Origin of the sequence: Craterilacuibacter sinensis, from assembly GCF_009831765.1 — a bacterium.
GTDB lineage: Bacteria > Pseudomonadota > Gammaproteobacteria > Burkholderiales > Chromobacteriaceae > Craterilacuibacter > Craterilacuibacter sinensis.
Genome location: NZ_WSSB01000005.1, coordinates 1 through 23,228, shown reverse-complemented (window position 1 = coordinate 23,228; position 23,228 = coordinate 1). Strand labels below are relative to the sequence as shown.

19 protein-coding genes are annotated in these 23,228 nt (G+C 58.7%); 2 read left to right on the top strand and 17 right to left on the bottom strand.

What is annotated here, in order from left to right; translation table 11 throughout:
* Positions 1 to 42 precede the first annotated feature (42 nt).
* Genes fliJ through uvrB form a run of 9 tightly spaced genes read right to left on the bottom strand, consistent with a single transcriptional unit; the run spans position 43 to position 9,895 of the window.
* Positions 43 to 486, bottom strand: a complete 444-nt coding sequence (fliJ, locus tag GQF02_RS06515) for a flagellar export protein FliJ (protein ID WP_160795749.1) — start codon at positions 484 to 486, stop codon at positions 43 to 45.
* Between the two features lie 9 nt (positions 487 to 495).
* A complete protein-coding gene (fliI, locus tag GQF02_RS06510) occupies positions 496 to 1,890 on the bottom strand; it encodes a flagellar protein export ATPase FliI (RefSeq protein ID WP_160795747.1) in 1,395 nt (464 codons plus the stop codon).
* Positions 1,883 to 2,737: a FliH/SctL family protein gene (locus GQF02_RS06505; protein ID WP_160795745.1), complete on the bottom strand. Its 855-nt coding sequence runs from the start codon at positions 2,735 to 2,737 to the stop codon at positions 1,883 to 1,885. The genes fliI and GQF02_RS06505 overlap by 8 nt, the downstream gene beginning before the upstream one ends.
* Positions 2,727 to 3,725: a flagellar motor switch protein FliG gene (fliG, locus tag GQF02_RS06500; RefSeq protein WP_160795743.1), complete on the bottom strand. Its 999-nt coding sequence runs from the start codon at positions 3,723 to 3,725 to the stop codon at positions 2,727 to 2,729. The genes GQF02_RS06505 and fliG overlap by 11 nt, the downstream gene beginning before the upstream one ends.
* Positions 3,718 to 5,451: a flagellar basal-body MS-ring/collar protein FliF gene (gene fliF / locus GQF02_RS06495; protein WP_160795741.1), complete on the bottom strand. Its 1,734-nt coding sequence runs from the start codon at positions 5,449 to 5,451 to the stop codon at positions 3,718 to 3,720. Before fliF ends, fliG begins: the two co-directional genes overlap by 8 nt.
* 52 nt (positions 5,452 to 5,503) lie before the next feature.
* On the bottom strand, positions 5,504 to 5,824 hold the full coding sequence (fliE, locus tag GQF02_RS06490) for a flagellar hook-basal body complex protein FliE (protein ID WP_124736576.1): 321 nt from the start codon (positions 5,822 to 5,824) through the stop codon (positions 5,504 to 5,506).
* 16 nt (positions 5,825 to 5,840) lie between these two features.
* Positions 5,841 to 7,160, bottom strand: coding sequence for a sigma-54-dependent transcriptional regulator (locus GQF02_RS06485; RefSeq protein WP_124736577.1), 1,320 nt, complete (start codon positions 7,158 to 7,160; stop codon positions 5,841 to 5,843).
* Positions 7,160 to 7,876, bottom strand: coding sequence for a CheB methylesterase domain-containing protein (locus GQF02_RS06480; RefSeq protein WP_235930094.1), 717 nt, complete (start codon positions 7,874 to 7,876; stop codon positions 7,160 to 7,162). The genes GQF02_RS06485 and GQF02_RS06480 overlap by 1 nt, the downstream gene beginning before the upstream one ends.
* A gap of 6 nt (positions 7,877 to 7,882) precedes the next feature.
* Positions 7,883 to 9,895 (bottom strand): excinuclease ABC subunit UvrB, encoded by a 2,013-nt coding sequence (uvrB, locus tag GQF02_RS06475; RefSeq protein WP_124736578.1) that lies wholly within the window; start codon positions 9,893 to 9,895, stop codon positions 7,883 to 7,885.
* A gap of 113 nt (positions 9,896 to 10,008) precedes the next feature.
* On the opposite strand from uvrB, the gene GQF02_RS06470 reads away from it, so the two are divergent.
* Entirely contained in the window at positions 10,009 to 10,869 is an 861-nt protein-coding gene (locus GQF02_RS06470; protein WP_124736579.1) for a serine hydrolase, read from the top strand.
* A gap of 896 nt (positions 10,870 to 11,765) precedes the next feature.
* Here GQF02_RS06470 and GQF02_RS06465 read toward each other — a convergent pair.
* The 7 genes from GQF02_RS06465 to GQF02_RS06435 all read right to left on the bottom strand — a co-directional run bounded on the left by GQF02_RS06465 (position 11,766) and on the right by GQF02_RS06435 (position 20,915).
* A complete protein-coding gene (locus tag GQF02_RS06465) occupies positions 11,766 to 12,812 on the bottom strand; it encodes an ABC transporter ATP-binding protein (protein WP_160795739.1) in 1,047 nt (348 codons plus the stop codon).
* Between the two features lies 1 nt (position 12,813).
* Positions 12,814 to 14,433, bottom strand: coding sequence for an ABC transporter permease (locus GQF02_RS06460; RefSeq protein ID WP_235930093.1), 1,620 nt, complete (start codon positions 14,431 to 14,433; stop codon positions 12,814 to 12,816).
* 108 nt (positions 14,434 to 14,541) lie between these two features.
* A complete protein-coding gene (locus GQF02_RS06455; RefSeq protein ID WP_124736743.1) occupies positions 14,542 to 15,534 on the bottom strand; it encodes an extracellular solute-binding protein in 993 nt (330 codons plus the stop codon).
* Between the two features lie 101 nt (positions 15,535 to 15,635).
* Positions 15,636 to 16,934 carry a flagella assembly protein FlgT middle domain-containing protein gene (locus GQF02_RS06450; protein WP_160795737.1) on the bottom strand — a complete coding sequence of 433 codons (1,299 nt, stop codon included), beginning with the start codon at positions 16,932 to 16,934 and terminating at the stop codon, positions 15,636 to 15,638.
* Positions 16,934 to 17,653 carry an LPP20 family lipoprotein gene (locus tag GQF02_RS06445; protein WP_160795735.1) on the bottom strand — a complete coding sequence of 240 codons (720 nt, stop codon included), beginning with the start codon at positions 17,651 to 17,653 and terminating at the stop codon, positions 16,934 to 16,936. The genes GQF02_RS06450 and GQF02_RS06445 overlap by 1 nt, the downstream gene beginning before the upstream one ends.
* An 89-nt stretch (positions 17,654 to 17,742) precedes the next feature.
* Complete coding sequence (locus GQF02_RS06440) at positions 17,743 to 18,354, bottom strand: response regulator transcription factor (RefSeq protein WP_160795733.1); 612 nt, start codon at positions 18,352 to 18,354, stop codon at positions 17,743 to 17,745.
* Entirely contained in the window at positions 18,336 to 20,915 is a 2,580-nt protein-coding gene (locus GQF02_RS06435; RefSeq protein WP_235930091.1) for a PAS domain S-box protein, read from the bottom strand. Before GQF02_RS06435 ends, GQF02_RS06440 begins: the two co-directional genes overlap by 19 nt.
* Here GQF02_RS06435 and GQF02_RS06430 point away from each other — a divergent pair.
* The gene (locus tag GQF02_RS06430) at positions 20,914 to 22,365 is read left to right on the top strand and encodes an ABC transporter substrate-binding protein (RefSeq protein WP_235930089.1); all 1,452 of its coding nucleotides are present in this window, start codon (positions 20,914 to 20,916) and stop codon (positions 22,363 to 22,365) included. The genes GQF02_RS06435 and GQF02_RS06430 overlap by 2 nt on opposite strands.
* Before the next feature lie 12 nt (positions 22,366 to 22,377).
* On the opposite strand, the gene GQF02_RS06425 is transcribed toward GQF02_RS06430, so the two are convergent.
* Positions 22,378 to 23,055: a GntR family transcriptional regulator gene (locus GQF02_RS06425; protein WP_124736739.1), complete on the bottom strand. Its 678-nt coding sequence runs from the start codon at positions 23,053 to 23,055 to the stop codon at positions 22,378 to 22,380.
* Positions 23,056 to 23,228: the final 173 nt, after the last annotated feature.

Sequence of the window (23,228 nt, the reverse complement as noted above, 5' to 3'; positions counted from 1 at the left end):
ATAATTAAAAGCAAAATATATGCCACCAAAAACAGCACGACCCTACACCCCCGAGCCGTCTTTTTCCCTGTGCTTGCGCATGGCAAACTCATCGACCAGCTTCTGCTCGGCACGGTGCGCTTTCAACGCTTGCCTGGCCTGCTGGCGCTCCAGCAACACCTGATAAGCCTTGAGCTTTTTGCGCTCGGCAAGCCATGCTTCCCTGGCCAGCAAGTAGCGCTGAGTTGCACGGTCGACTTCAAGCTGCTGGGCCTCGCGCGCATCGTCCAGCTTGTTAAGAAAAACACGAAAATCCAGCCACTGCTCGACCCCCATTCCCCGTCCGCCCTGCTCCAGCAGACGCGCACGATAGTCGCCGATAAAGTCATCCAGCTGTGCCAGGCGCGATTTTTGCCCTTCCTGGCGCTGCTGCGCCTCCCGCATCCGCTCGGCGGCCGTATCCAGGGACTGTGTAGTCAGACGCACCAGCAGCTCGAACTGGCTCATGTTCTAAGCTCAGCCAGCCAGCGTCTGCGACAACTGCGCAAGCGAGGAGGAGAAATCGTGGGATTCGTGCTGGGGTTGGGTCAGGAAACCGACTTGCGGCAGGTGGCGCCGTATCGCCTCGTCAAGCATGGGATCGGCGCCGGGGGCATACGCACCGACACTGATCAGATCGCGACTGCGCTGATAGCGCGAAAACAGTTGCTTGAAGCTGCGGGCCTGCTCCATATGCTCGCGACTCACCACATCCACCATCACCCGCGAAATCGACTGCTCGACATCGATGGCCGGATAGTGGCCCGACTCCGCCAGCTCACGCGAAAGAACAAAGTGACCATCCAGGATGGCGCGTGCAGAGTCGGCAATCGGGTCCTGCTGGTCATCGCCCTCGGACAGCACGGTATAAAAGGCCGTAATGGAACCGCCCCCCTCCTCCCCGTTGCCGGCACGCTCAATCAATTGCGGCAGTTTGGCGAACACCGAAGGCGGGTAGCCGCGCGTCACAGGCGGCTCGCCAATAGCCAGTGCGATCTCGCGCTGCGCCATGGCATAACGCGTCACCGAGTCCATCAACAGCAAGACATCCTTACCCTCGGCACGAAAATGCTCGGCCAGCGCCGTGGCATAAGCCGCGCCATGCAAACGCATCAAAGGCGGCATATCCGCCGGCGCAGCCACCACAATAGCCCGCGCCAGCCCGGCCTCGCCCAGAATGTTTTCGATGAAATCCTTGACCTCGCGCCCCCGCTCGCCGATCAGGCCGACCACCACCACATCGGCGCGGGTAAAGCGCGCCATCATACCCAAGAGCACCGACTTGCCAACACCGGAGCCGGCAAACAAACCCAGACGCTGGCCACGCCCCACCGTCAGCAGACCGTTGATGGCGCGCACGCCGACATCCATCACCTCGCGCACCGGTGTGCGCGCCAGCGGGTTCAATGGTTGGCTATACAGCGGCGCCCAAGCATCCGGGACAATCGCCCCCTTTCCATCCAGCGGCCGGCCCAGCGCATCCAGCACCCGCCCCATCAGCCCCATACCGACCGGCACTTGCCGCCCCTGACTGGCACCCGTATGCGCCAACATGGGTTTTTGTCCGTAAACAGGGGGAAAGGCCGTACGCAGGGGTTCGACCAGGGCACCGGGCAACAAGCCGTGAATATTGGCAACCGGCATCAAATAGAGGTGCTCGCCGGAGAAGCCCACGACTTCGGCCTCTACCGTATGCCCGCCGCCCACATGAATCAGACAGGCGCTCCCCACCGGTTGCTTGAGCCCGACCGCCTCCATCACCAGACCGGTGACACGGGTCAGATGACCTTGAGCACGCCATGTCGGCGCAGCGGCCAGTACCTGACGACAGGCTTGCAACTGCGTCAGTTGCCGCTCAAGCCAGTCACTCATCCGGCTGCCCGGCAACGGCCAGACCCAAAGCGGCGCGCAAGGCTGACTGACGGGTTTCCAAGGACAAGTCAAAATGCGCCAGCTGCGTTTCAATCATGCAGCCGCCACGGCTGATGGCCGCATCCTGCAGCCACTTGATATGGCTCTTCGGATACTCCTGACTCAAAAAGTGCTCGAGCACCTGTGCATCCTCAGGATGTACCCGTACCCGGATCTGCGACAACTCGCCAACGGCAGAAGCCAGCGCCTCGCGCACCAAGCCTTCCAATGCCTGCGGCGCATGAACAAAATGCGCCTGTGCCAAACGCTCCCCGCACTCAATAGCCAGTGCCACCAGCGTTTGTGACAAGGTAGCCTCCAGATGGGGGAGCTGGTCAGTCAAGGCGCTCGCCAGCTGCGCCAACGGCGCCCATGCCTGCTCGAATTGCGCCCTGACTTCGCCCTGCCCCAGATCCAGGCCTTCGGCATGCCCATCTGCCAGCCCCTCGGCAAAACCGGCATCATGGCCGGCTTGCCAAGCTTCCTGATGGATAGCCTCCAGTTCGGCGGCAGTGGGGTAACTCATCGCAGCCGGGACAGGCTCAAGCACCGCAGGTTCGGTCGCTAACGACACAGGGGTCTGCATCGTGACCGGGCGCGGCTCGCTGGCAGAGGCAAGCACCGCGTCCAGCAGATCGCGTGTTGCCTGCGCGTCATCCACCACAGTTTGCACCGCGATGCCTACAGGCTCGGGCGCAGGCTCTTCCACGGGCTTTTTAGCAAGCGGAACTGAAGCGCCCAGCGCACCGGGCTGCCAGCTGGTCCAGGCCCCCAGAGTTTCCGCCGAGATAATGGGATTACTCGACAAGGCCCTCATCCCCCCCTTTGCTTGCCAGCACAATCTGGCCTTCGTCAGCCAGCTTGCGCACTATCTTGAGAATCTCTTTTTGCTCACCCTCAACCTCGGACAGCTTGACCGGCCCTTTGGATTCGAGATCGTCACGCAACATTTCGGCAGCGCGCTGCGACATATTCTTGAAGATTTTTTCGCGCATTTCCGGCGTTGTCCCCTTCAGGGCAATTACCAGCGAGTCGGACTGCACCTCGCGCAAGATGGTCTGGATAGCGCGGTCATCGATATCCAGCAAATTCTCGAATACAAACATCTTGTCCTGAATACGCTGTGCCAGCTCGGGGTCGTATTCGCGGATATAACTCAGCGCCGAGGCTTCCACATTCGAACCAAGGAAGTTGAGGATATCGGCCGTCATGCCAATACCACCAGCCGCACTTTTCTTGACCCGATCCGAACCGGACAAGAGCTGGGTCAGCACTTCGTTCAGTTCGCGCAGCGCTTGCGGCTGCACGCCTTCCAGCGTCGCGGTACGGATCAGCACCTCATTGCGCATGCGCTCGGGGAAACTCGCCAGAATTCCGCTGGACTGATCCGGCTCCAGATGGACCAAAATGGTGGCAATAATCTGCGGGTGTTCATTGCGGATCAGGTCGGCGGCCGAACTCGGATCCATCCATTTCAGGCTTTCGATACCGCTGTGATCATTACCCTGGGTAATTTTGTCCAGCAAGTTGGCGGCCTTGTCCGCACCCAGCGACTCGATCAGCACATTGCGCAGATACTCGTCGGTCGCACCGATACTGGCGCGCGAAGCGCACTCTTCACGGAACTGGCCGACCACGGTTTCGATTTCGTCATGGTTGACGTTATTGACGGCCGCCATGGTCAGGCTCAGTTTCTGCACTTCTTTCGGCCCGAGGTACTTGAACACCTCGATCGCCTCGGCCTGCCCCAGGCTAAACAGCAGCACCGCGCTGCGACGGATTCCGGCATCACTCATCGTCGCTTATCCATTCCTTGATTATCTGCGCCGCCATGCGTGGATCCGCCCTGACCAGCTCGCGTGCGGCCTGCAAATTGGCCTCATACTCCAGACGCTGCTTCTCGCGTTCGGTCAGCACACTGGACCTGCCGGCCACACCATCCTCACTCTCGTCCTCGTCGCCTGCCACAGCCAGCAAGCTGCCGCCGCGGGTCGCCGCTACGCGGGCATCGCCTTCCGCCTCAGGCTGCACACCCGGCGCAGGACGCAATACATCCCGCATAATGGGGCGCACCACGCCAAACATCAGGTACAGCAGCGCCAGTGCCAGCAGGCCATATTTGAGCAACTCGCTACTATTGTTGCCGACATAATCCAGCACCTTGTCCTGCACCGAGGCCGGCAATACCGCATCGGCAAAGGCCGCATTCACCACATTGACCGAATCGCCACGCTCGGTGTTGTAACCGATGGCTTCACGCACCAGATTATTGATCTGCTCGACTTCTTTAGCCGTGAGCGCCGTCGGCTTAAGTTCGCCATCCTTATCCGGCACCAGCTTGAAATTGACGACGACAGCCGCCGACAGGCGCTTGACCGAGCCCTTGGGCAGCTTGGTGTGCTGTATGGTTTTGTCGACTTCGTAATTGGTCGTGATATCGCGCCGCGTGGCTCCCGCTGCCGTCAAGGGCTGACCGGACAGGGTCACGGTGCCGGGAGCGGCTCCCGGCGGCAGCGTCAATGGTGCCGAAGCAGCCGATGGCGGCTGATTGGACAAGGCACCCGGCACACCGGAAGGCACGGGCGCGCCACCACCCAGCGACTCGCTGATCTGCTGACTGCGCGTTGCGGACGGATTAGGCGAAGAGTTAGGGCGATAGGTCTCAGAAGTCTGCTCGACTTCGGAGAAGTCAACCTGTGCCGTCACCTGCGCATGCGCGTTACTCTTGCCGAAGATGGGTTCGAGTATGGCCTCGATACGTCGCGCATAGTCCTGCTCGATCTGGCGCACAAATGATAGCTGGCGCTGATCCAGACCCGAGGCATTATTGGGGTCAGCGGACCCGGACAACAAATTGCCCTCCTGATCGACAATGGAGATGTTTTTCAGGGGCAAATTGGGCACGGAGCTGGCCACCAGATGCATGATGCCGGCCGTTTGTGCCGTATCCATCAGCCGCCCGGGGTGCAGGGTCAGCATGACAGAAGCGGTAGGCAGCTGCTGCTCGCGCACGAACACGCTTTGCTTGGGCACGGCCAGATGCACGCGGGCCGAATCGACCGAGGCGATGCTTTCTATGGTGCGCGTCAGCTCGCCCTCAATCGCGCGCTGGTAATTGACTTGCTCGGAAAACTGGCTGATGCCGAATTTCTGGTTATCCATCAGCTCAAAGCCGGTACCACCGGTCTTGGGCAGACCCTGCGCCGCCAGCTTAAGGCGCACATCGTAGACCTTGTCGGAAGGCACACTGATAACGCCACCCTCACCCAGCTGGTATGGAACATTCATCTGCTGCAAGGAGGCGGCAATCTGTCCGCCATCGCGATCGGACAAGCCAGAGAAAAGGATGCGCTGCGCAGGCTCGCGGTTAAACACCAGCAAGCCGACAACGATAGACAAAACAGCCGCGATAGCGGCAAAGAATAACAACTTCTTATTATTGGGCAGAGCCTTGAAACGCCCCAGCGCCTCATTTGCCCGGTTTTTCCAGGCTGGCGCTGCGTGATCGACCAGTTCAGCCATACAGTGGTTTCGTTAGATGTCCGCCGCGCGCGGCGGATGCCGGCCGCAAGCGTCAGACTTGGGTGTTCATGATTTCCTGGTAGGCCGACACCAGTTTGTTGCGGGCCTGTACCATGGTCTGGAATGACAGGCTGGCTTTCTGCATGGACACCATCACGTCCTGCACATTGACACCCTCATCGCCCAGCTCGAAGCTTTTTTGCAGATCCTGCGATGCCTTTTGCGCACTATTGACCTGCTCCAGCGTCGACTTGAGCACATCGCCGAACTCGACTGCCCCCGGCTGCTGCTGCACAGAGGCAGACTGCCCCCCCGCCAGCGCCGACATGGCTCTGAGCTCGCCTAAAAGCTGATTAATTCCCTGTGTCGACATTGATGCTTACCTTTATTTACTGCCCGGACTCTTCACGATAGCGTTGCAGCTTGTAACGCAAGGTCCGTTCACTCATGCCCAGCTTCTGGGCCGCCAGCTTCCTGACTCCGCCAAACTGGGACAGCGTCTCCAGTATATGGCGCCGCTCCAGCGCCTTCATGTCGGTGTCGTCGCCAGCTACGGAAGACAAGGTAACGGCAGTCGGAAAAACCGTGTCCAGCATCAGGTCGGCGGCGGAAACTTCCGGCGCTGCGGCAAGAATTGCCGCCCTTTGCATCACGTTTTCCAGCTCGCGAATGTTACCTTCCCATCCATAGGCAGTCAAATGACGTTCGGCTTCACGCGAGAGCATCAAAGACTGCCGGCTACAGGCATCCCCATACTTCACTAGCAGCATTCGTGCCAAGGGCAGAATATCCTCACTGCGCTCGGCCAGCGCCGGCACGCGCAAGGGAAAAACATTCAGCCTGAAGTAAAGATCCTCGCGAAAATGGCCGGCCGCCACTTCGGCAGCGACATCACGGTTGCTGGTCGAGAGCACCCGGATATCCAGCTTGATGGTACGGCTCCCCCCCACCCGCTCCAACTCGCGCTCTTGCAATACGCGCAGCAGCTTAGCCTGCAAGGCCAGCGGCATTTCAGTGACTTCATCCAGCAACAAGGTCCCGCCTTGTGCCTGCTCGAACTTGCCGGCCAGCGCCGTTTGCGCACCGGTAAAGGCGCCCTTTTCATGACCGAATAGCGTCGACTCCAGCAGGTTTTCCGGAATCGCCGCGCAATTGACCGCAACAAAAGGCCCCGCCATACGCCGTGAATTGCGATGGATAAAGCGTGCCAGCACCTCCTTGCCGGCACCACTGGGGCCGGAAATCAGTACGCTCGCGTCAGATGGCGCGACTTTGCGCGCCAGTGCCAGCAATTGCTGCATCGCAGGCGACTCGGCAACCACGCCATCCATCTGAGCTGCCGGCAGCGGCAGGAGGTATTTTTCCACCTCGGCCAGCAATGCCTTGGGCTCGAATGGCTTGAGCAGATAATGCGCGGCACCGGCGCGCAACAAGTCAATCGCTCGCTCAATCACGCCGTATGCCGTCATCAGGATAAAAGGCACGCCGGGATAAGACTCGGCCAGCTTGGCAAACAGGGTATAGCCATCCATCGGAGCCATTTGCGCATCGGAGACAACCAGACCAACCGGTTCAGTTTGCATCAGCGCTAAAGCCGCATGACCATCCGCCGCCTCGAGCACGGCAAAACCGGCCAGCGCCAGCGTGTCGACAATCGCTTCCCTGAGGTCGGCATCGTCCTCAACCACCAGTACAGGTAAAAATTTCATCAGCAAGGCAACCGCAAATTGAAGCGCTGCCGGCACAAGGCCGTCAGACGCGCGGGAATATCGGTCAAGGCAAGCACTTCGTCGGCGGCACCACGCAAAATGGCTTCGCGCGGCATGCCGAATACGACACAACTTTTCTCATCCTGCGCCAGATTATACGCACCGGCCTGCTTCAGCTCCAGCATACCCTCGGCGCCGTCCCGCCCCATGCCGGTCAGGATCACCGCGATACAGTTGCTACCTGCGACATTGGCAGCGGCACGGAACATCACATCGACCGACGGCCTATGCCGATTAACCGGATGCCCCTGATTGAGACTGACGGTATAAGCACCATCCGGCGCCAGACGCAGCAACAAGTGCGAATGCCCCGGTGCGATATAAGCCGTACCGGGTCGTAAAACTTCGCCGTCTACGGCCTCTTTCACATGAATGGCACACAGGCTGTCGAGGCGCTCGGCAAACGAACGGGTAAACATCTCGGGCATATGTTGCGACACGATCACCGGCGGCGTATCCCTTGCCAAACCGGCCAATACCACGCGCAAAGCCTCGGTCCCGCCCGTGGACGACCCCATCGCCAGCAATCCGCCCCGACCTTGTGCGCGCCCAGTCTGGCGCGGCAAAATCACATCGGCACTCAGGCTGGGCGACACCTCCAGCGCCGGCAGCGGCCGGTCGCGCTTGTTCTTGTCTTGTGGCGGATTTTGCATCATGAATCCCTACAGATCATTGATAAACGCCAGCTCTTTGAGCGATTTCAACTCGTCACGCAAGGCCGCCGCCTTTTCAAACTCGAGATTGCGCGCCGCTGCCAGCATCTCCTTCTCCAGTCGCTTGATTTCACGCGCCAGCGTTTTTTCGTCCATCATCGCCACCCGTGCCTCATCAACCAGGTGCTGTTTACTGGCCGCCGCGGAATAGACGCCATCAATCAGATCCTTGATCTTCTTGTCTATCCCTTTAGGGGTAATGCCATGCTCGAGATTGAAGGCAATCTGCTTGGTACGGCGACGCTCAGTTTCATCCATCGCCCGACGCATACTGTCGGTAATCCGGTCGGCGTAAAGGATGGCACGGCCATGCAGATTGCGCGCGGCGCGGCCTATGGTCTGGATCAGGCTGCGTTCGCTACGCAAAAACCCCTCTTTGTCCGCATCCAGAATACCGACCAGACTCACTTCGGGAATATCCAGTCCCTCGCGCAGCAGATTAATGCCGACCAGTACATCGAACATCCCCAGACGCAAGTCGCGCAAAATCTCGACCCGCTCGACCGTGTCAATATCCGAATGCAGATAGCGTACCTTGACGCCATGCTCCGTATAGTAATCGGTCAGCTGCTCGGCCATGCGTTTGGTCAGCGTGGTGACCAGCACCCGCTCATTCCGGCCGACACGCAGCGTGATTTCCGACAGCAAGTCATCCACCTGGGTCGCGACCGGACGCACTTCGATCTCAGGATCGGTCAGGCCGGTCGGGCGCACCACCTGCTCGACCACCTGCCCGGCATGCTCTTTCTCGTACACCGAAGGCGTCGCCGACACGAATACGGTTTGCGGCATCAGGCGCTCGAACTCGGGAAACTTCAGTGGACGGTTGTCCGCCGCCGACGGCAGGCGAAAGCCGTACTCGATCAGATTCGATTTGCGCGCTGCATCGCCTTTATACATGGCACCAATCTGCGGAATGGTGACGTGACTCTCGTCGATAAACATCAGCGCATTTTTCGGCAGATAGTCGATCAGCGTCGGCGGCGCCTCGCCTGAGCCGCGACCGGAAAACAGGCGCGAATAATTTTCGATACCCTTGCAAAAGCCCATCTCGTACAACATTTCCAGATCGAAACGGGTACGCTGTTCGATACGCTGCGCCTCAACTAGCTTGCCTTCTTTCTGATACCACGCCACCCGCTCGGCCAACTCCAGTTTGATCTTTTCGCAGGCGGCCAGCACTTTGTCGCGCGGCGTGACATAGTGACTGGACGGAAACACGGTATAACGCCCGACACGCTGGCGCGTCACACCGGTCAGCGGGTCAAACAACGTCAAGGTCTCCAGCTCATCATCGAATAGCGAGACCCTCAGTGCGAGCTCGGCCGATTCGGCCGGAAAGATATCGATCACGTCACCACGCACACGGAAGGTACCACGGGAAAAATCGACATCGTTGCGCTCGTACTGCATCGCCACCAGGCGCGCGATAATCTCGCGCTGTGCCAGACGTTCGCCCTCTTTCAGGTGCAGAATCATCTGGTGGTAGGACGCAGGGTCACCAATACCGTAAATGGCCGACACCGTAGCAATAATGATGCAGTCCGGGCGCTCGAGTATGCTTTTGGTCGCTGACAAGCGCATCTGTTCGATATGCTCGTTAATGCTGGAGTCTTTCTCGATAAACAGGTCGCGACTGGGGACGTAGGCTTCAGGCTGATAATAGTCGTAGTAGGACACGAAATACTCGACCGCGTTTTCGGGAAAAAACTCGCGCATCTCGCTGTATAACTGGGCTGCCAGCGTCTTGTTGTGCGCCATGATGATGGCGGCACGTCCGGTGCGGGCAATCACGTTGGCCATGGTGAAAGTCTTGCCCGAGCCGGTCACCCCAAGCAGGGTCTGGTAGGACAACCCATCGCTCAAGCCCTCGTCCAGCGCGCGAATCGCAGCAGGCTGATCCCCCGCCGGCTCGAAGCTTTGATGCAGGCGAAACGGGCTACCGGGAAAGGTGACAACCATAATGAAAACATCCGCTTGGATAAACCCCCGCAAGAACAGCGACATCCGGGAGTTTTGTGTTTAAAATCGCCGTCACAGAATCTGTTCAGACACCCTTATATGGAGTTCACGGGATGCTGAGAATCATCACCGCCTTGAGCGTAAGCCTGCTGGCCCTCCCCCCTATGGTGCATGCGGCCCAGCCAGTGTACCACCTTGCCGCCTTCCAGCAGAGCGCACCACAGCTCAGCTCGAACGCGGTTCTTGTCCTTAACACCAGCACCGGCGAAGCCTTGTACCAGAAAAATGCCGGCATGCGCACCCCCATCGCCTCCATCACCAAACTGATGACGGCGATGGTAATGCTGGACGCCGGCCAGCCGCTGGACGACATGCTGACCATTTCCGATGCCGAAATCGACAGGCTGAAAAATACCAGCTCGCGCCTTGCCGTCGGCACCACCTTGTCGCGCCGCGAGATGCTGCTGCTGGCGCTGATGTCATCGGAAAACCGCGCGTCACATGTCTTGTCGCGCTACTACCCCGGCGGCACCCAGGCCTTTGTCGCGCGCATGAACAGCAAGGCCCGCGCCTTGGGCATGAACAATACCGTGTTCTATGATCCGACGGGTCTGGATATGCGCAACAGCTCGACCGCACAGGATCTGGCGCGCATGGTGCGCGCGGCACACGGCTACCCCCTGATCCGCCAGTTCAGCACCTCGACCGAACACGACACTATCGCCCGCGCCGGGCGCATGCTGCACTACAAAAACAGCAATGCGCTGGTGCGTGAAGGAGAGTGGGATATCGGCCTGTCCAAGACCGGCTATATCCAGGAAGCCGGCCGCTGTCTGGTCATGTATGCGACCGTCGGCGGCCAGCAACTGGTGATCGTGCTGCTGGACTCCAAAGCCAGCAACGCCCGTACCAATGACGCCAAAAATATCCGGACCTGGCTGGAAGCACAGCCAGGGCATTGGCTGGCAGGTTAAGACTTCACTCGGGACTCGGGACTCGGGACTCGGGACTCGGGACTCGGGACTCGGGACTCGGGACTCGGGACTCGGGACTCGGGACTCGGGACTCGGGACTCGGGACTCGGGACTCGGGACTCGGGACTCGGGACTCGGGACTCGGGACTCGGGACTCGGGACTCGGGACTCGGGACTCGGGACTCGGGACTCGGGACTCGGGACTCGGGACTCGGGACTCGGGACTCGGGACTCGGGACTCGGGACTCGGGACTCGGGACTCGGGACTCGGGACTCGGGACTCGGGACTCGGGACTCGGGACTCGGGACTCGGGACTCGGGACTCGGGACTCGGGACTCGGGACTCGGGACTCGGGACTCGGGACTCGGGACTCGGGACTCGGGACTCGGGACTCGGGACTCGGGACTCGGGACTCGGGACTCGGGACTCGGGACTCGGGACTCGGGACTCGGGACTCGGGACTCGGGACTCGGGACTCGGGACTCGGGACTCGGGACTCGGGACTCGGGACTCGGGACTCGGGACTCGGGACTCGGGACTCGGGACTCGGGACTCGGGACTCGGGACTCGGGACTCGGGACTCGGGACTCGGGACTCGGGACTCGGGACTCGGGACTCGGGACTCGGGACTCGGGACTCGGGACTCGGGACTCGGGACTCGGGACTCGGGACTCGGGACTCGGGACTCGGGACTCGGGACTCGGGACTCGGGACTCGGGACTCGGGACTCGGGACTCGGGACTCGGGACTCGGGACTCGGGACTCGGGACTCGGGACTCGGGACTCGGGACTCGGGTTTCAGTGTTTAGGACAGACCAAACCACGTCAACACCTCGGTTCCCAAATCCCGGCTTCCCGTTCCCGAAAAACGAAACCCGCTAGCCGCCCCTATTCCCTATTCCCGCTTAAACGCAATCAGGTGATCCAGCTCCAGCCGGATACCGATAGACTCCCCGATGGCATGATTGTGATGACTGCCCACCTGCGCCAATACATGCTGACCTGAGGGCAAGGCCAGGGTGTAATGGAAATCCGCCCCGCGGAACACCTTGTCCACCACCACAGCCGTCTGCTCGCTCGCATCATCATGCACCACATCATCGGGCCGTAACAGCACATCAACCGTGTCGCCGCCGGCAAAACCCAAAGGCAGCAAGCCGCAGAATTCGCCGACCTCAAGCGTCAGGCAGCGCGGCCCGCTCACCTTGCCCGGCACCAGTACCCCCTGACCGATAAAATTGGCCACATAACGCGAAACCGGCTCATGGTAAAGCTGATAAGGCGTCGCCCACTGCAATAAAGCCCCGCCTTGCATCACGCCAACCTTGTCGGCCACGGCAAATGCCTCATGCTGGTCATGCGTAACCAGAATCGCACTGACACCCTCATGCTTGAGGATGTCGCGCACTTCGCGGCTAAGTCGTTCGCGCAAATCCACATCCAGATTGGAAAAAGGCTCATCCAGCAGCAGCAGGCGCGGCCGCGTGGCCAGCGCCCGCGCCAGCGCGACTCGCTGCTGCTGCCCTCCGGAGAGCTCATGAGGATAGTTTTTGGCATAAGAGACCAGACCGACCAATGCCAGCATCGCCGCTACCCGCGACTTGCGCTCACTGCGCGCCAAAGCCGACAAGCCAAAACCGATATTGTCTTCGACCGTCAAATGGGGAAACAAGGCATAGTCCTGAAACACCATGCCGATTTCGCGCTGATGGGCGGGCACCGCCATGGCCGCATCGGCCAGCACCCGTCCACTCAGGCGGATCTCGCCCTCACCCAGCGTCTCAAAACCGGCAATACAGCGCAAAACCGTGGTCTTGCCGCAACCGGACCCCCCCAACAAACAACCGATTTCCCCGTCCTGCAGCGAAAAACTCATGCTATCAATCACGCGCCGTGCACCATAAGCATGCGATACAGCGGAAAATTCAAGCAAAGCAGACATATTAATTTTCCTCTTTCGACAGCAGAATCACCGGCAGCAAACCGGCCAGAACAATGGCGACGGCAGGCAGTGCGGCCCGCTCCCACTCTCCCTCGGTGGTCAGGGTAAAAATGCGCACCGCGAGGGTATCCCAGCCAAACGGACGAGTCATCAGCGTAATCGGCATTTCCTTCATTACATCGACAAACACCATCAATAGTGCCGTCATCAGGCCGCCACGCAATAAAGGCAGATGCAGTCGCGTCACCAGACGCCAGCCAAACCAGCCCAAATTGCGCGCAGCTTCTTCTTGCGAGCGGGTAATGCGGTGCATGGCGGCATCCACCGAGGTGTGCCCGACGGCCAGAAAACGGGCAAGATAGGCCAGCAGCAAGACCAGCAGCGAGCCTTTCAGAATGGCTGTGGTGCCTTGTGGCAGCACACTGGAAAACAGACCGAGCAGCACATTGTCCAGCCACGCCACCGGCACAAAAATTCCCACCGCCAGCACGGTACCCGGCACGGCATAGCCCATGGTAGCCAGACGGGCCAGCATCTGGTTGACGCGCGACGGTGCGCGCCGCTGTGCGTACGACAGCAAAAGCGCAACCGCGCATACCAACAGCGCCGCCAGCGCCGACAATACAACCGAATGCAGGCTATAGGACAACAAGTCGCCATTCAGTTCGGCCTCCAGACTCTGATAAGACCACCAGACGATCTGGCCGAACGGCAGTACAAAGGCCAGCAACAACACCAGCGAGGCGAACAGCACCGCCAGGGCAGCAGCCCCGCCCTGCAAAGGCAAGCGATGCAAGGGGGCGGCACGGCCGCTTTGGGTGTAGGCACGCCGGCCACGGGCGCGCTGCTCCAGCACCACCAGCACGAACACAATCAGCACCAGCATGGAGGCCAGTTGTTTGGCAGTATCCAGCGAGAAGAAACTGAACCAGGCCTTATAAATTGCCGAGGTAAAGGCGTCGTAATTGAAAATCGACACCGTGCCGAAATCCGCCAGCGTTTCCATCAGCGCCAGCATCAGCCCGCCCATAATCCACGGTCGCGCCATCGGCAAGGCCACGCGCCAGAAGCCCTGCACCCGCGACAAGCCCAGCGACTGCCCCACTTCGAGCGCGCGTCGCCCCTGGGTGGCAAAAGCATTACGCGCCAGCAAATAGACATAGGGGTAAAAAGCCAGCGTCAGCACTAAAATAACGCCCGGCGTCGAGCGTATGGACGGCACCCAGCTCGAGTCTCCCCAGCTTGCCCGCAACCAGCTTTGTAAGGGGCCGGTATAGTCAAACAAGCCCAGCTGGGAAAAACCCATCACATAGGCCGGCATGGCCAAGGGCAACATCAGCGCCCAGTTGAAAAAGCGCCGCCCGGGAAAATCGTATACCGCGACCAGCCACGCGAGCGACACACCGATCAGCAGAACGCCACACCCCACACCCAACATCAGATAAGCGCTATTGAGAAACAACTGCGGCAACAGATAATCGACCAGATGCGACCAGATGGCCGGATCGGGACTAAAGACCGCCGGAATGATCACGGCCAAAGGCAATAAAGTCAGCAGGCTGAGCAAGAGCAGCAAAACACGCCAGCGCGTAAGGCCGGACAAGGCAGGTAGTTTAGGCAAGGCAGGAACTATCTTTAGTTGGGCTTAGGAGTCGCCGCTATTATACCGGCGGTCCAAGACAAAAGCCGAACCTTGCGGTCCGGCTTTTGTCAGTCACGGCTAAACGGTTTAGCGATAGCCGGCGCGGTCCATCAACATCACCGCTTCGGTCTGGCGGCTACCCGCGTTGGAGACATTGATCACGTTCTGCTTGAACGGCCCCCATGCGGCCACCTTGGCATCCGGCTTGACCTTGGGGTTCACCGGAAACTCCATATTCACGTCGGCAAACATATTCTGAGCCTTGTCCGACGACAGCCATTCCAGCAAACGGGTCGCCGCCTGTTCTTTCTTGGTGTAGCGCGTCAGGCCAGCACCCGAAATATTCACATGCGTACCACGGGCTTTCTGGTTGGCCCAGAAAATACCCAATGGCAAGTTCGGGCTCTTTTCCATCAGGCGGCCGTAGTAATAGGTGTTGGCAATGCCCACATCGCACTGACCGGCCGCAATCGCTTCCAGCATTTTGGTGTCATCCGGGAAAACATCGGTTGCCAGATTATTCACCCAGCCCTTGATCGTCTTCTCGGTGGCAACTTTGCCGTTTTCGGCCAGCATCATGGCAACCAGCGACTGGTTGTACACCTTCTTGGAGGTACGCAAGCACAGCTTGCCCTTCCACTTCGGATCGGCCAGATCTTCATAGCTGGACAATTGGCCCGGCTTGACCTTCTGCGTGTTGTAGAAAATGGTGCGGGCGCGGATCGACAGGCCGGTCCACTCCTTTTTCGGGTCGCGCAGGTGGGCAGGCACGTTGGCGTCGATCGTCTTGGAAGCATAAGGCTTGAGCAAGCCCATCTGCGATGCCTGCCACAGATTGCCAGCGTCTACCGTCAGCAGAATATCGGCCGGCGAGTTGCTGCCCTCGGCCTTGAGCCGTTCCATCAACGGGCCTTCTTTATCCATCACATAACGGATATTGACGCCGGTTTCCTTCTGGTAGGCATCAAACAGCGGCTTGACCAGCTGCTCGCCACGGGCACCATATACCACCAGCTCTTCCGCCAGCGACCATGTAGACAGCGATGCCAATACGGCACCCATCATCAGCATCTTGTTCAAGCTACTCTCCTGCACGACTTGGTTGTGATGCAGCGATAATAATGTGAATGATAATAATTATCAACACCAGTCTGTAATATTTTGCTTTGCTTCAAACCCGGTTAAAGTCGTCGCGGAAAGCGAGCCAGATCGCCGGTTTGCGCTTGCCGCCCGCCATTCATGATGCCGAGGGCAAAACGGGGCTGCACCTGAGTAATGGAGATATCGCCCAGCAAAACCTCAGGGACCCCCAAAGCCTCGCCCGAGGCCGAACGGATCTGCGTATCCGGCTGCTGACGGTAAACCAGCAAACGGTCGCCAACGGCCAGACCATCCACCGCCCCTGCGCCCAGATAGACTTTGCCGCCCTGTGCGCGCACCACGCGCGTGGTAAACGGCAAACACCCCATATTGACCGACAAACGCTCCACGGCCTGATCGATCAGGCCATCAATCATGCGGCCATAATCGCTATCTGCCAGCGCATAAGGCGTCAGACTGCGTGCCGAAGATGGCGCGACATCACCGCTTGCCTCACCGCTTAAGCGTTCGCGCGCAAGCAAAGCACCGGTAAACCCGTCATATAGCCACATATCCATGGCAAACTCGCGCGCCACCGGCGCGACGCGCACCGAAGCCCCCAAAAAGCCGGCAAACGGGCCGTTATAGGTGATGCCGGCCTCCGGACTATCGGCAGGACCGAATAAAGAAACCCGCGGCGCCTGACGGTTTATCCGGCTCTCCACCACCTGACCGGCAACGATAAACTGCGCCCCTTCGCGCGCCCCCAATTTGCGGGCACTATCTTGCCCGGATAAGGGGTCATCCAGCACCTCGGGCGCAAACAGCGTGTAGCGCCCCCCGTCCATGGCACTTACATTGCTTTGCAGCGACAATCGGCGCGCCAGCTCGCCAGGCAACCAGTACGAAATTTCACCTAGCCCGCTACTTTGCTGCGGATGCTTTAGCGCAAAGAAGCTTGTCAGTGCACGGCGTTTAAGAAAACGCCCCGGAGGCAGGCTTGCGCCGGCACAGCCATTTTGACCGGCTTGTGTATCCGGCACTGTTATTCTGGGGGACGCCCCCGGTGACGCTTGCCCGGTATCCAGACTGACAGTCACATACAGCAACTGCTCGCCTTCACGCTCGGAAATTACACTCATACGCCCCGGCACCCGCCGTGGCCCCAGCAAGGAAGACTCGGCCAAACCCTCAGGCCCCAGCTCGCTCACGCCAACTAAGCGTCCACGATGCGACACAGCGATCTGCGCCAGCGCGTCATCGATAGCCTGCTCACGCGCAGCCGTACGCCCGCCTTCCAGCGAGGCCATGCCTTCAGCCTGATAAACTTCGGCATTGGCCCCGCTCACCCCGAGCAACAAGGCAAGCAACAGGCCAAGCAAGTGCGGGGTCGTGCGCATTATTGCGCCATATAGAAATTATTGTCCCAAGTGCAGCCCTTGCCGCTACAGGCACTGGACAACTTGGCCGGCGCAGGACCATGCGGCATGGCTTCGGCCGCACGCTGAACCTGCTGGCCCTGCCCTGCCAAGGCGGTGCGGTAGGCTTGATAGAATGCCTCGTCCAGCACAATTTCTGCGATGGTTTCGGCACTGCCATCCGGCTTGAGCGTCGTTGAAATCACGCGCACACCGCGCAGATAAGCATCCACATACACGCGGAAAATATCATTGACCGCCACCAGATTGGACACCGCACTGCTGCCGGTCAAACGAAAGCCTTGCACCTGCTCGGCAATATTACGGTAGGCATCCAGCTGCGAAGCGCGTTTAGCCAGCAAACGCTGCTGAACGGACGATACCGAGCGCGTCACGGGCGGTGCGCCATAGCCGACGACACGCACCCGCAGCGCATCGTAAAGTGGTGCGGGTGCCTGTTTGACGACGACTTTTTCCTGCACGATGACTTTAGGGTCCTGCCCGGGTCCGGTATAACCGCTACCCAGCACAACACCACCTTGCCCCATGGTCGGCGCATTCGCGATACGCCCCGTTGCTGCCGGCACATCGGCCACCACCATCCAGCCCGCTGGCGTCGCCGAGGTGGTTTTAGCCGGAGAAGCACATGCTGCACAGGAAACCAGCAAAAAGACAGCCGCACTCGGTTTGAAAATGCTCATTATGCACACCCACGATTATTTTCAAGAGATGTTACTTTATCGGCAGAAAAGCTAGATGCTTTAATTTGCGTCGGCCATGCTTTAACGCACTATTCCTGCACGCTCACCAGCGCCTGCACCAGTTCAACCACCGAACGGGCACGCATTTTGTCCATCATTTTTCCTCGATGAACTTCTACCGTTTTGATACTGATACCCAAGGCGTCGGCGATCACCTTGTTCATCTTGCCCTGTACAACCAGATCCAGCACTTCGCGCTCACGCTGCGTCAACAGCGCCAGACGCGCAGCAACCCGCTCGTAGGCCAGCAACTTGCTTTGCCTGTCCAGGGCGACCGCCAATGCACTATCCAGCGAAGCCAGCAACGCAGCCTGATCAAACGGTTTTTCCAGAAAATCATGGGCACCATTTCTGAGGGCCTGCACCGCCATTGGCACATCCCCATGCCCGGTCATGAAGATGACCGGCCAGTTAATCCCCATCTGCTGCAATTCGCCCAACAACAGCAAGCCATTCATCCCCGGCATCCTGACGTCGGCTATCAGGCAGGCCACTTCCCCGCGCGTACGCCCGATCAGGAAAGCTTCAGCACTATCATGCCCTTCCACCTGATAATCATGGCTTTCCAGCAGCCATAACAAGGAATCACGAAAAGCATCATCATCGTCCACTACATGGATTTTCATGCTTCGCTCAGACATACAGACTCCGCTACCGGCAAGGTAATAGAAAACACGCTGCCCCCCTCCTTGGCTGCATCCAGCCGTAGTTGCCCCTGATGCATCTCGATAATGGAGCGGCAAATATTCAGACCCATTCCCATTCCATCAGGCTTGGTGGTAAAAAAAGCATCAAACAGCTGGCCGCGTATGGACTCGGGTACACCATGACCGCGATCGCGAATAGCCAGCCTGATCTGTCTTGCATCCAGTTGATGCGTCGTAATCGTCAGCACCCGTTGCGGACGCTCCAGTTGCTGCATGGCTTCGATACCATTTTTGATCAGATTGAGCAGAACCTGCTCGATCAGGATGGGATCAACCCACACGGCAGGCAGATCGGCCGCCAGTTGCAACTCGATCACCGCCCCCAGGCGTCTGGCTTCGATATCGGCAATTGACAGCGTCGCCTCGATGATATCGGCCAGCAGACAAGGACGTCGATCCGGCTCACTTTGCTTGACGAATTCGCGCACGCGGCGCACCACCTTGCCGGCGCGTTCCGCCTGCTCGGTAATCTTCTGCATTACAGGCAACAGTGCCTCGGCAGAACTCTTGCCCTGGCGAATACGGGCGACACAGCCAGCCTGATAGTTGGCAATCGCGGCCAAGGGCTGATTCAGCTCGTGCGCCAGGGTAGAGGCCATCTCCCCCATGGTCACCAGACGGCTGGTCGCCTGCATCTGGATCAACTGGGACTGATAGCGCTGCTCAGCTTCACGCTGAGCCGTAATATCATCCAGCAAGATCATTTCAGCATCGCAGCCATTCACCCAGCGCACAATACGCCGACGCACAGCCAGGCAGCGCGTGCCCCCCTCTGTGCCCCACTGCAGCTCAAAATCAAAATCGCCTTGAGTCTGAATCAAACGCCACAAAAAGACATCACAACAAGGCGCATCCGGCACCAGATTCCCAGCCATCTGCTCTGCATACAGTCTGTTGGAAAAATATAACTCGTGGCTGGCCGCATCATGCACCGCCACCGCCACATTCAGGCCCTCTACCACGGTAACGAAGCGTTCATGCGCAGCCATCAGGCGTTGCCTGCTCTCTTGCTGCTCGCTGGCGTCGGTTAATGCCGCCATCCAGCCGTTGTGATTGCCGTACTCGTCAATCAATGGTGACATCAACAAATGGCCATAAAACAACTCGCCGTTTTTGCGCCGGTAAACCTGTTCGTAACCATCCTCGTTGTAGGCGCCCTGCATCGCCTGAATGAGCGTCTCGTGACAACGCCGGCCTTCATCGCCAGCTAACCAGTAAGGGTAAGGCGGGATGCAGCCCACCAGTTCATCGGCGGAATAGCCGGTAATACGGCAAAAAGCCGGATTGACATGCAAGATACGCGCTTCCAGATCGATGGCGCGAACGCCGGCAGAAAGCGAATCTTCCATCGCCTTGCGATAAGCCGACTCCTGCCTCAAGGCTGCTTCCACCTGCCGGATATGGCTAAGGTCTCGACCAGACATATACAGCAGCCCGCGATCCCGCAGCGGACTGATGACCCAACAGACCCAGCGCACACGGCCATCCGCTGCAAGCGGCCCGGTTTCAAGCAAAATATCCGGCTCGGTACCGTCCAGTATCCGCAATAACTTCTCGCGCACGGACTCGCGCGCCTCTTCCTGCAAATAACTCAACAAAGAAGTCCCCACCAACTGCGCCTGGCTATAACCCAATGCGGCAGAAAAGGCCGGATTGACATCCAGCAAAGTCATGTCCGCACGCATCAGGCCCAACATTTCCTGGGACATCTGATAAACCATATTGCGATCATCCTCAGCTTCTATCCGGCGCCCGATATGGCGCGACAGCAGAATCAGGCTGATCAGTGTCAGCAAGGCCAAGCCGCCAATCAAAGCCAATTGAAATGTCAGGGCAGAAGAGAAAGGACTCCCCAAGGGATGGGCACGCAAAACCAAGCCGGTCCCCGGCAAAATCAGGCGGGCGGCAGAGCGGGCGTATTCCTGCGCGGGTGCGGCGCTACGCGCCAGCGTCACACCCGACTGGTCTTGCAAGGCCAGCTGATACTTTTCACTAAACCAGGCCGGCGGCACATGGCGCACAAAGGCCGTCGCATCAAACACTGCCATCACGGCACCGGCAAAGCGGTCTTGCCGCTGGATAGGCAACAACAAGGCAAACGCCCAGTTCTGATTGCTTAGCTTGTAGGGTCGACTGAAAACAGGACGTGCGTTAAGCAATAAGGATGGCCATAAACCGGTCTGCTCCTTGCCCTTTAACCGTGGCAAAAACTGCTCGGGTAGAACGGCTCCAGCCAGCCAATTACCCTGCGCATCAAACTGGGTCAATTGCACGATTTCTGGCGCATTGGCCATCAATTCGGCGGCCTGACGTTCAAAATCGGCGCGCTTCACCTCTTCATGGGTAATGGCGTAAACCAGCGTTGCCAACTGGCTCACATCATCTTCCAGCCGCAACTGTATGGTCTGCTCGGCCCACTGCACATCGCGGACCAGTTCGACCTGACGCTGCTCGGCCTCGCGCACATCCAGCATCCACCACACCAACAGCATCATGAGAAAGAACAGGACAATGGTGGTATTGGGAACCAACCGTAACCAGCGAGGCAGACGGCGGCCACTTGTTTGGCGGGAAAACCAGGGCAACAAAAACATAGGCACAGCAAAAATGGCGAAAGAAGACGACAGTCTACCCGAGTCCACCCGTTCAATGCTTTTAGTATTTAATTCATTAAACTTGAAACCACATGGTCTATCGACTTATTGTACGTCAATGAAATACGCCAGCGAACAGCACATAATGCCTACTTTACGCGCCTGCCTTGCCATGCTGCCTCTCTTGCTGGGCACGGCACAAGCGGCCCCCTCCACCCCTCCCCCCTTGCGTATAGGTGTTACAGGAGCATTTACCGGCAACTCATCGCCCATGGGCTTGTCCATGCGCGAAGGCATTCGTCTGGCGACAGAGGAAATCAATAGTCAGGGCGGGATTGGCGGCAGAATACTGCAACTGGTCGAGCGTGACGATGCCGGCCAGAACGAGCGGGGCATTCGCATCGCACACGAATTTACAACCAGGCAGAAACTGGATGCCGTCATCGGCTTCGTCAATACACCGGTCGTACTTGCCAGCATAGGGATCTACCAACAGGCCCGCATGCCGGTCATGGTGACCATCGCCACCGCCCCCGAAATTTTGCAGCGTCATCAGCAAGCGCCGGTTCATTATATTTTTCGCGTTTCCGCACCCGACGACACACAGGCAGAACTGATTGTGCAGGAAGCCGTACGCCGCGACGGACTCAGGCGGGTCGCCATTTTTGCCGACACCACGCCCTACGGGCGCAACGGCCAAGCCCAGCTACTGAAGGCACTGGCCCGGCGCGGGTTAAAGCCCGTCAATATAGAAAACTTCGGCCAAAATGAACGCGACCTCAACCTGGCTCTGGCGCGCAGCAAAGATGCCGGTGCCGAAACGCTACTGACCTATGGCATAGGCTCCCCGCTGGCAGCTATCGCCAACGGCATGAAAAAAATGGGCTGGCACGTCCCCATTATGGGTAGCTGGACCTTATCCATGAGCAACTTCATTGATCAGGCGGGGCCAAACGCAGAAGGAACCCGCATGGTGCAGACTTTTATCGAAAACAGTAATGAAATCCGCCAGCAAGCATTTTCCAAGCGCTTTTATCAACGCTTTCACACCAAGCGTATGCGCTCGCCATCAGCTGTGGCTCAAGGTTACGATGGAATGTTACTGCTGGCACAAGGCCTGCGTGAAAGCCAAGGCGAGGGAGGCGTCAAACTAGTGCAAGCGCTGGAAGAATTGAGAAACCCTGTGGAAGGGGTGATCGCCCGCTATGAGCGCCCCTACTCACGTCATGACCACGAAGCCATCGACGACAGCATCCCGCTAATAGGCATCGTCCGGATAGGCAGTGTGACCTTTGCCCATCCACAAGACCGCATGCGAGCCCTGCCCAAACCCGCACCAGCCATACCTTGAATCAAGACAGGATTATGCAGCTACGGCAGACTGCCCTTTCAGGTACGCTTCCAGGGCGCGCCCGGCAGACAAGATATGAAAGTGAACAAACTCGCCGGCTTCTTTTGCCGCACCACTACGGCACAGTTGCAGCAGGCGGGTATGCTCGGCATGTGCTTGCTCCATCGTATGGGTAAACAGAATCTGCATCCGGGTATAGCGATCCGTTTTGTTATGCAGTGACTCAATCAAAGACAAGGTATTGGGCCGGTCAGCCGAGCGGTACAGGGCAAGATGGAAGCGTGAGTTCAGCTCACCCCATTGTTTGACATCATGCTCGGCAAGCGCCAGCTCGAATGCCTTCAGTGTCTGCTCGGCCAGATCCAGATCCTCCTGAGTCTGGCGCGGGATAGAAGCCATCAATACACTGCTTTCCAGCATGGCGCGAATTTCCAGTAATTCCTGTACATCCTCGAACGACAGCTTGGAAACCAGGGCGCCCTTGTGGTCGATGATCTGAATTAACCCTTCAGCTTCCAACTGGCGCAAAGCCTCACGTACAGGCACACGACTGACTCCGTACTCATTGGACAAGGCTTCCTGCCTCAATTGTTGGCCATCAGCAAACTCACCCAAAAGAATGCGCTTGCGCAAGGACTCGGTAACTGCACTAGTCAGTGTCTGACGCTTGATTGGCTGCAAAGTGGTCATAATTTGTCCGGCTGGTGGGCTATCATATACCTGAATATTACATACGATTATACGGCTGTTGCTCTGAGTGACAAGTCAAATTATGACGCTACGTTAAATTGATCCGTTATATACAAATTGCGGCTTGAAACCAACGCAAAAACCCCCGGCCTTGATTCAAGGTCGGGGGTTTT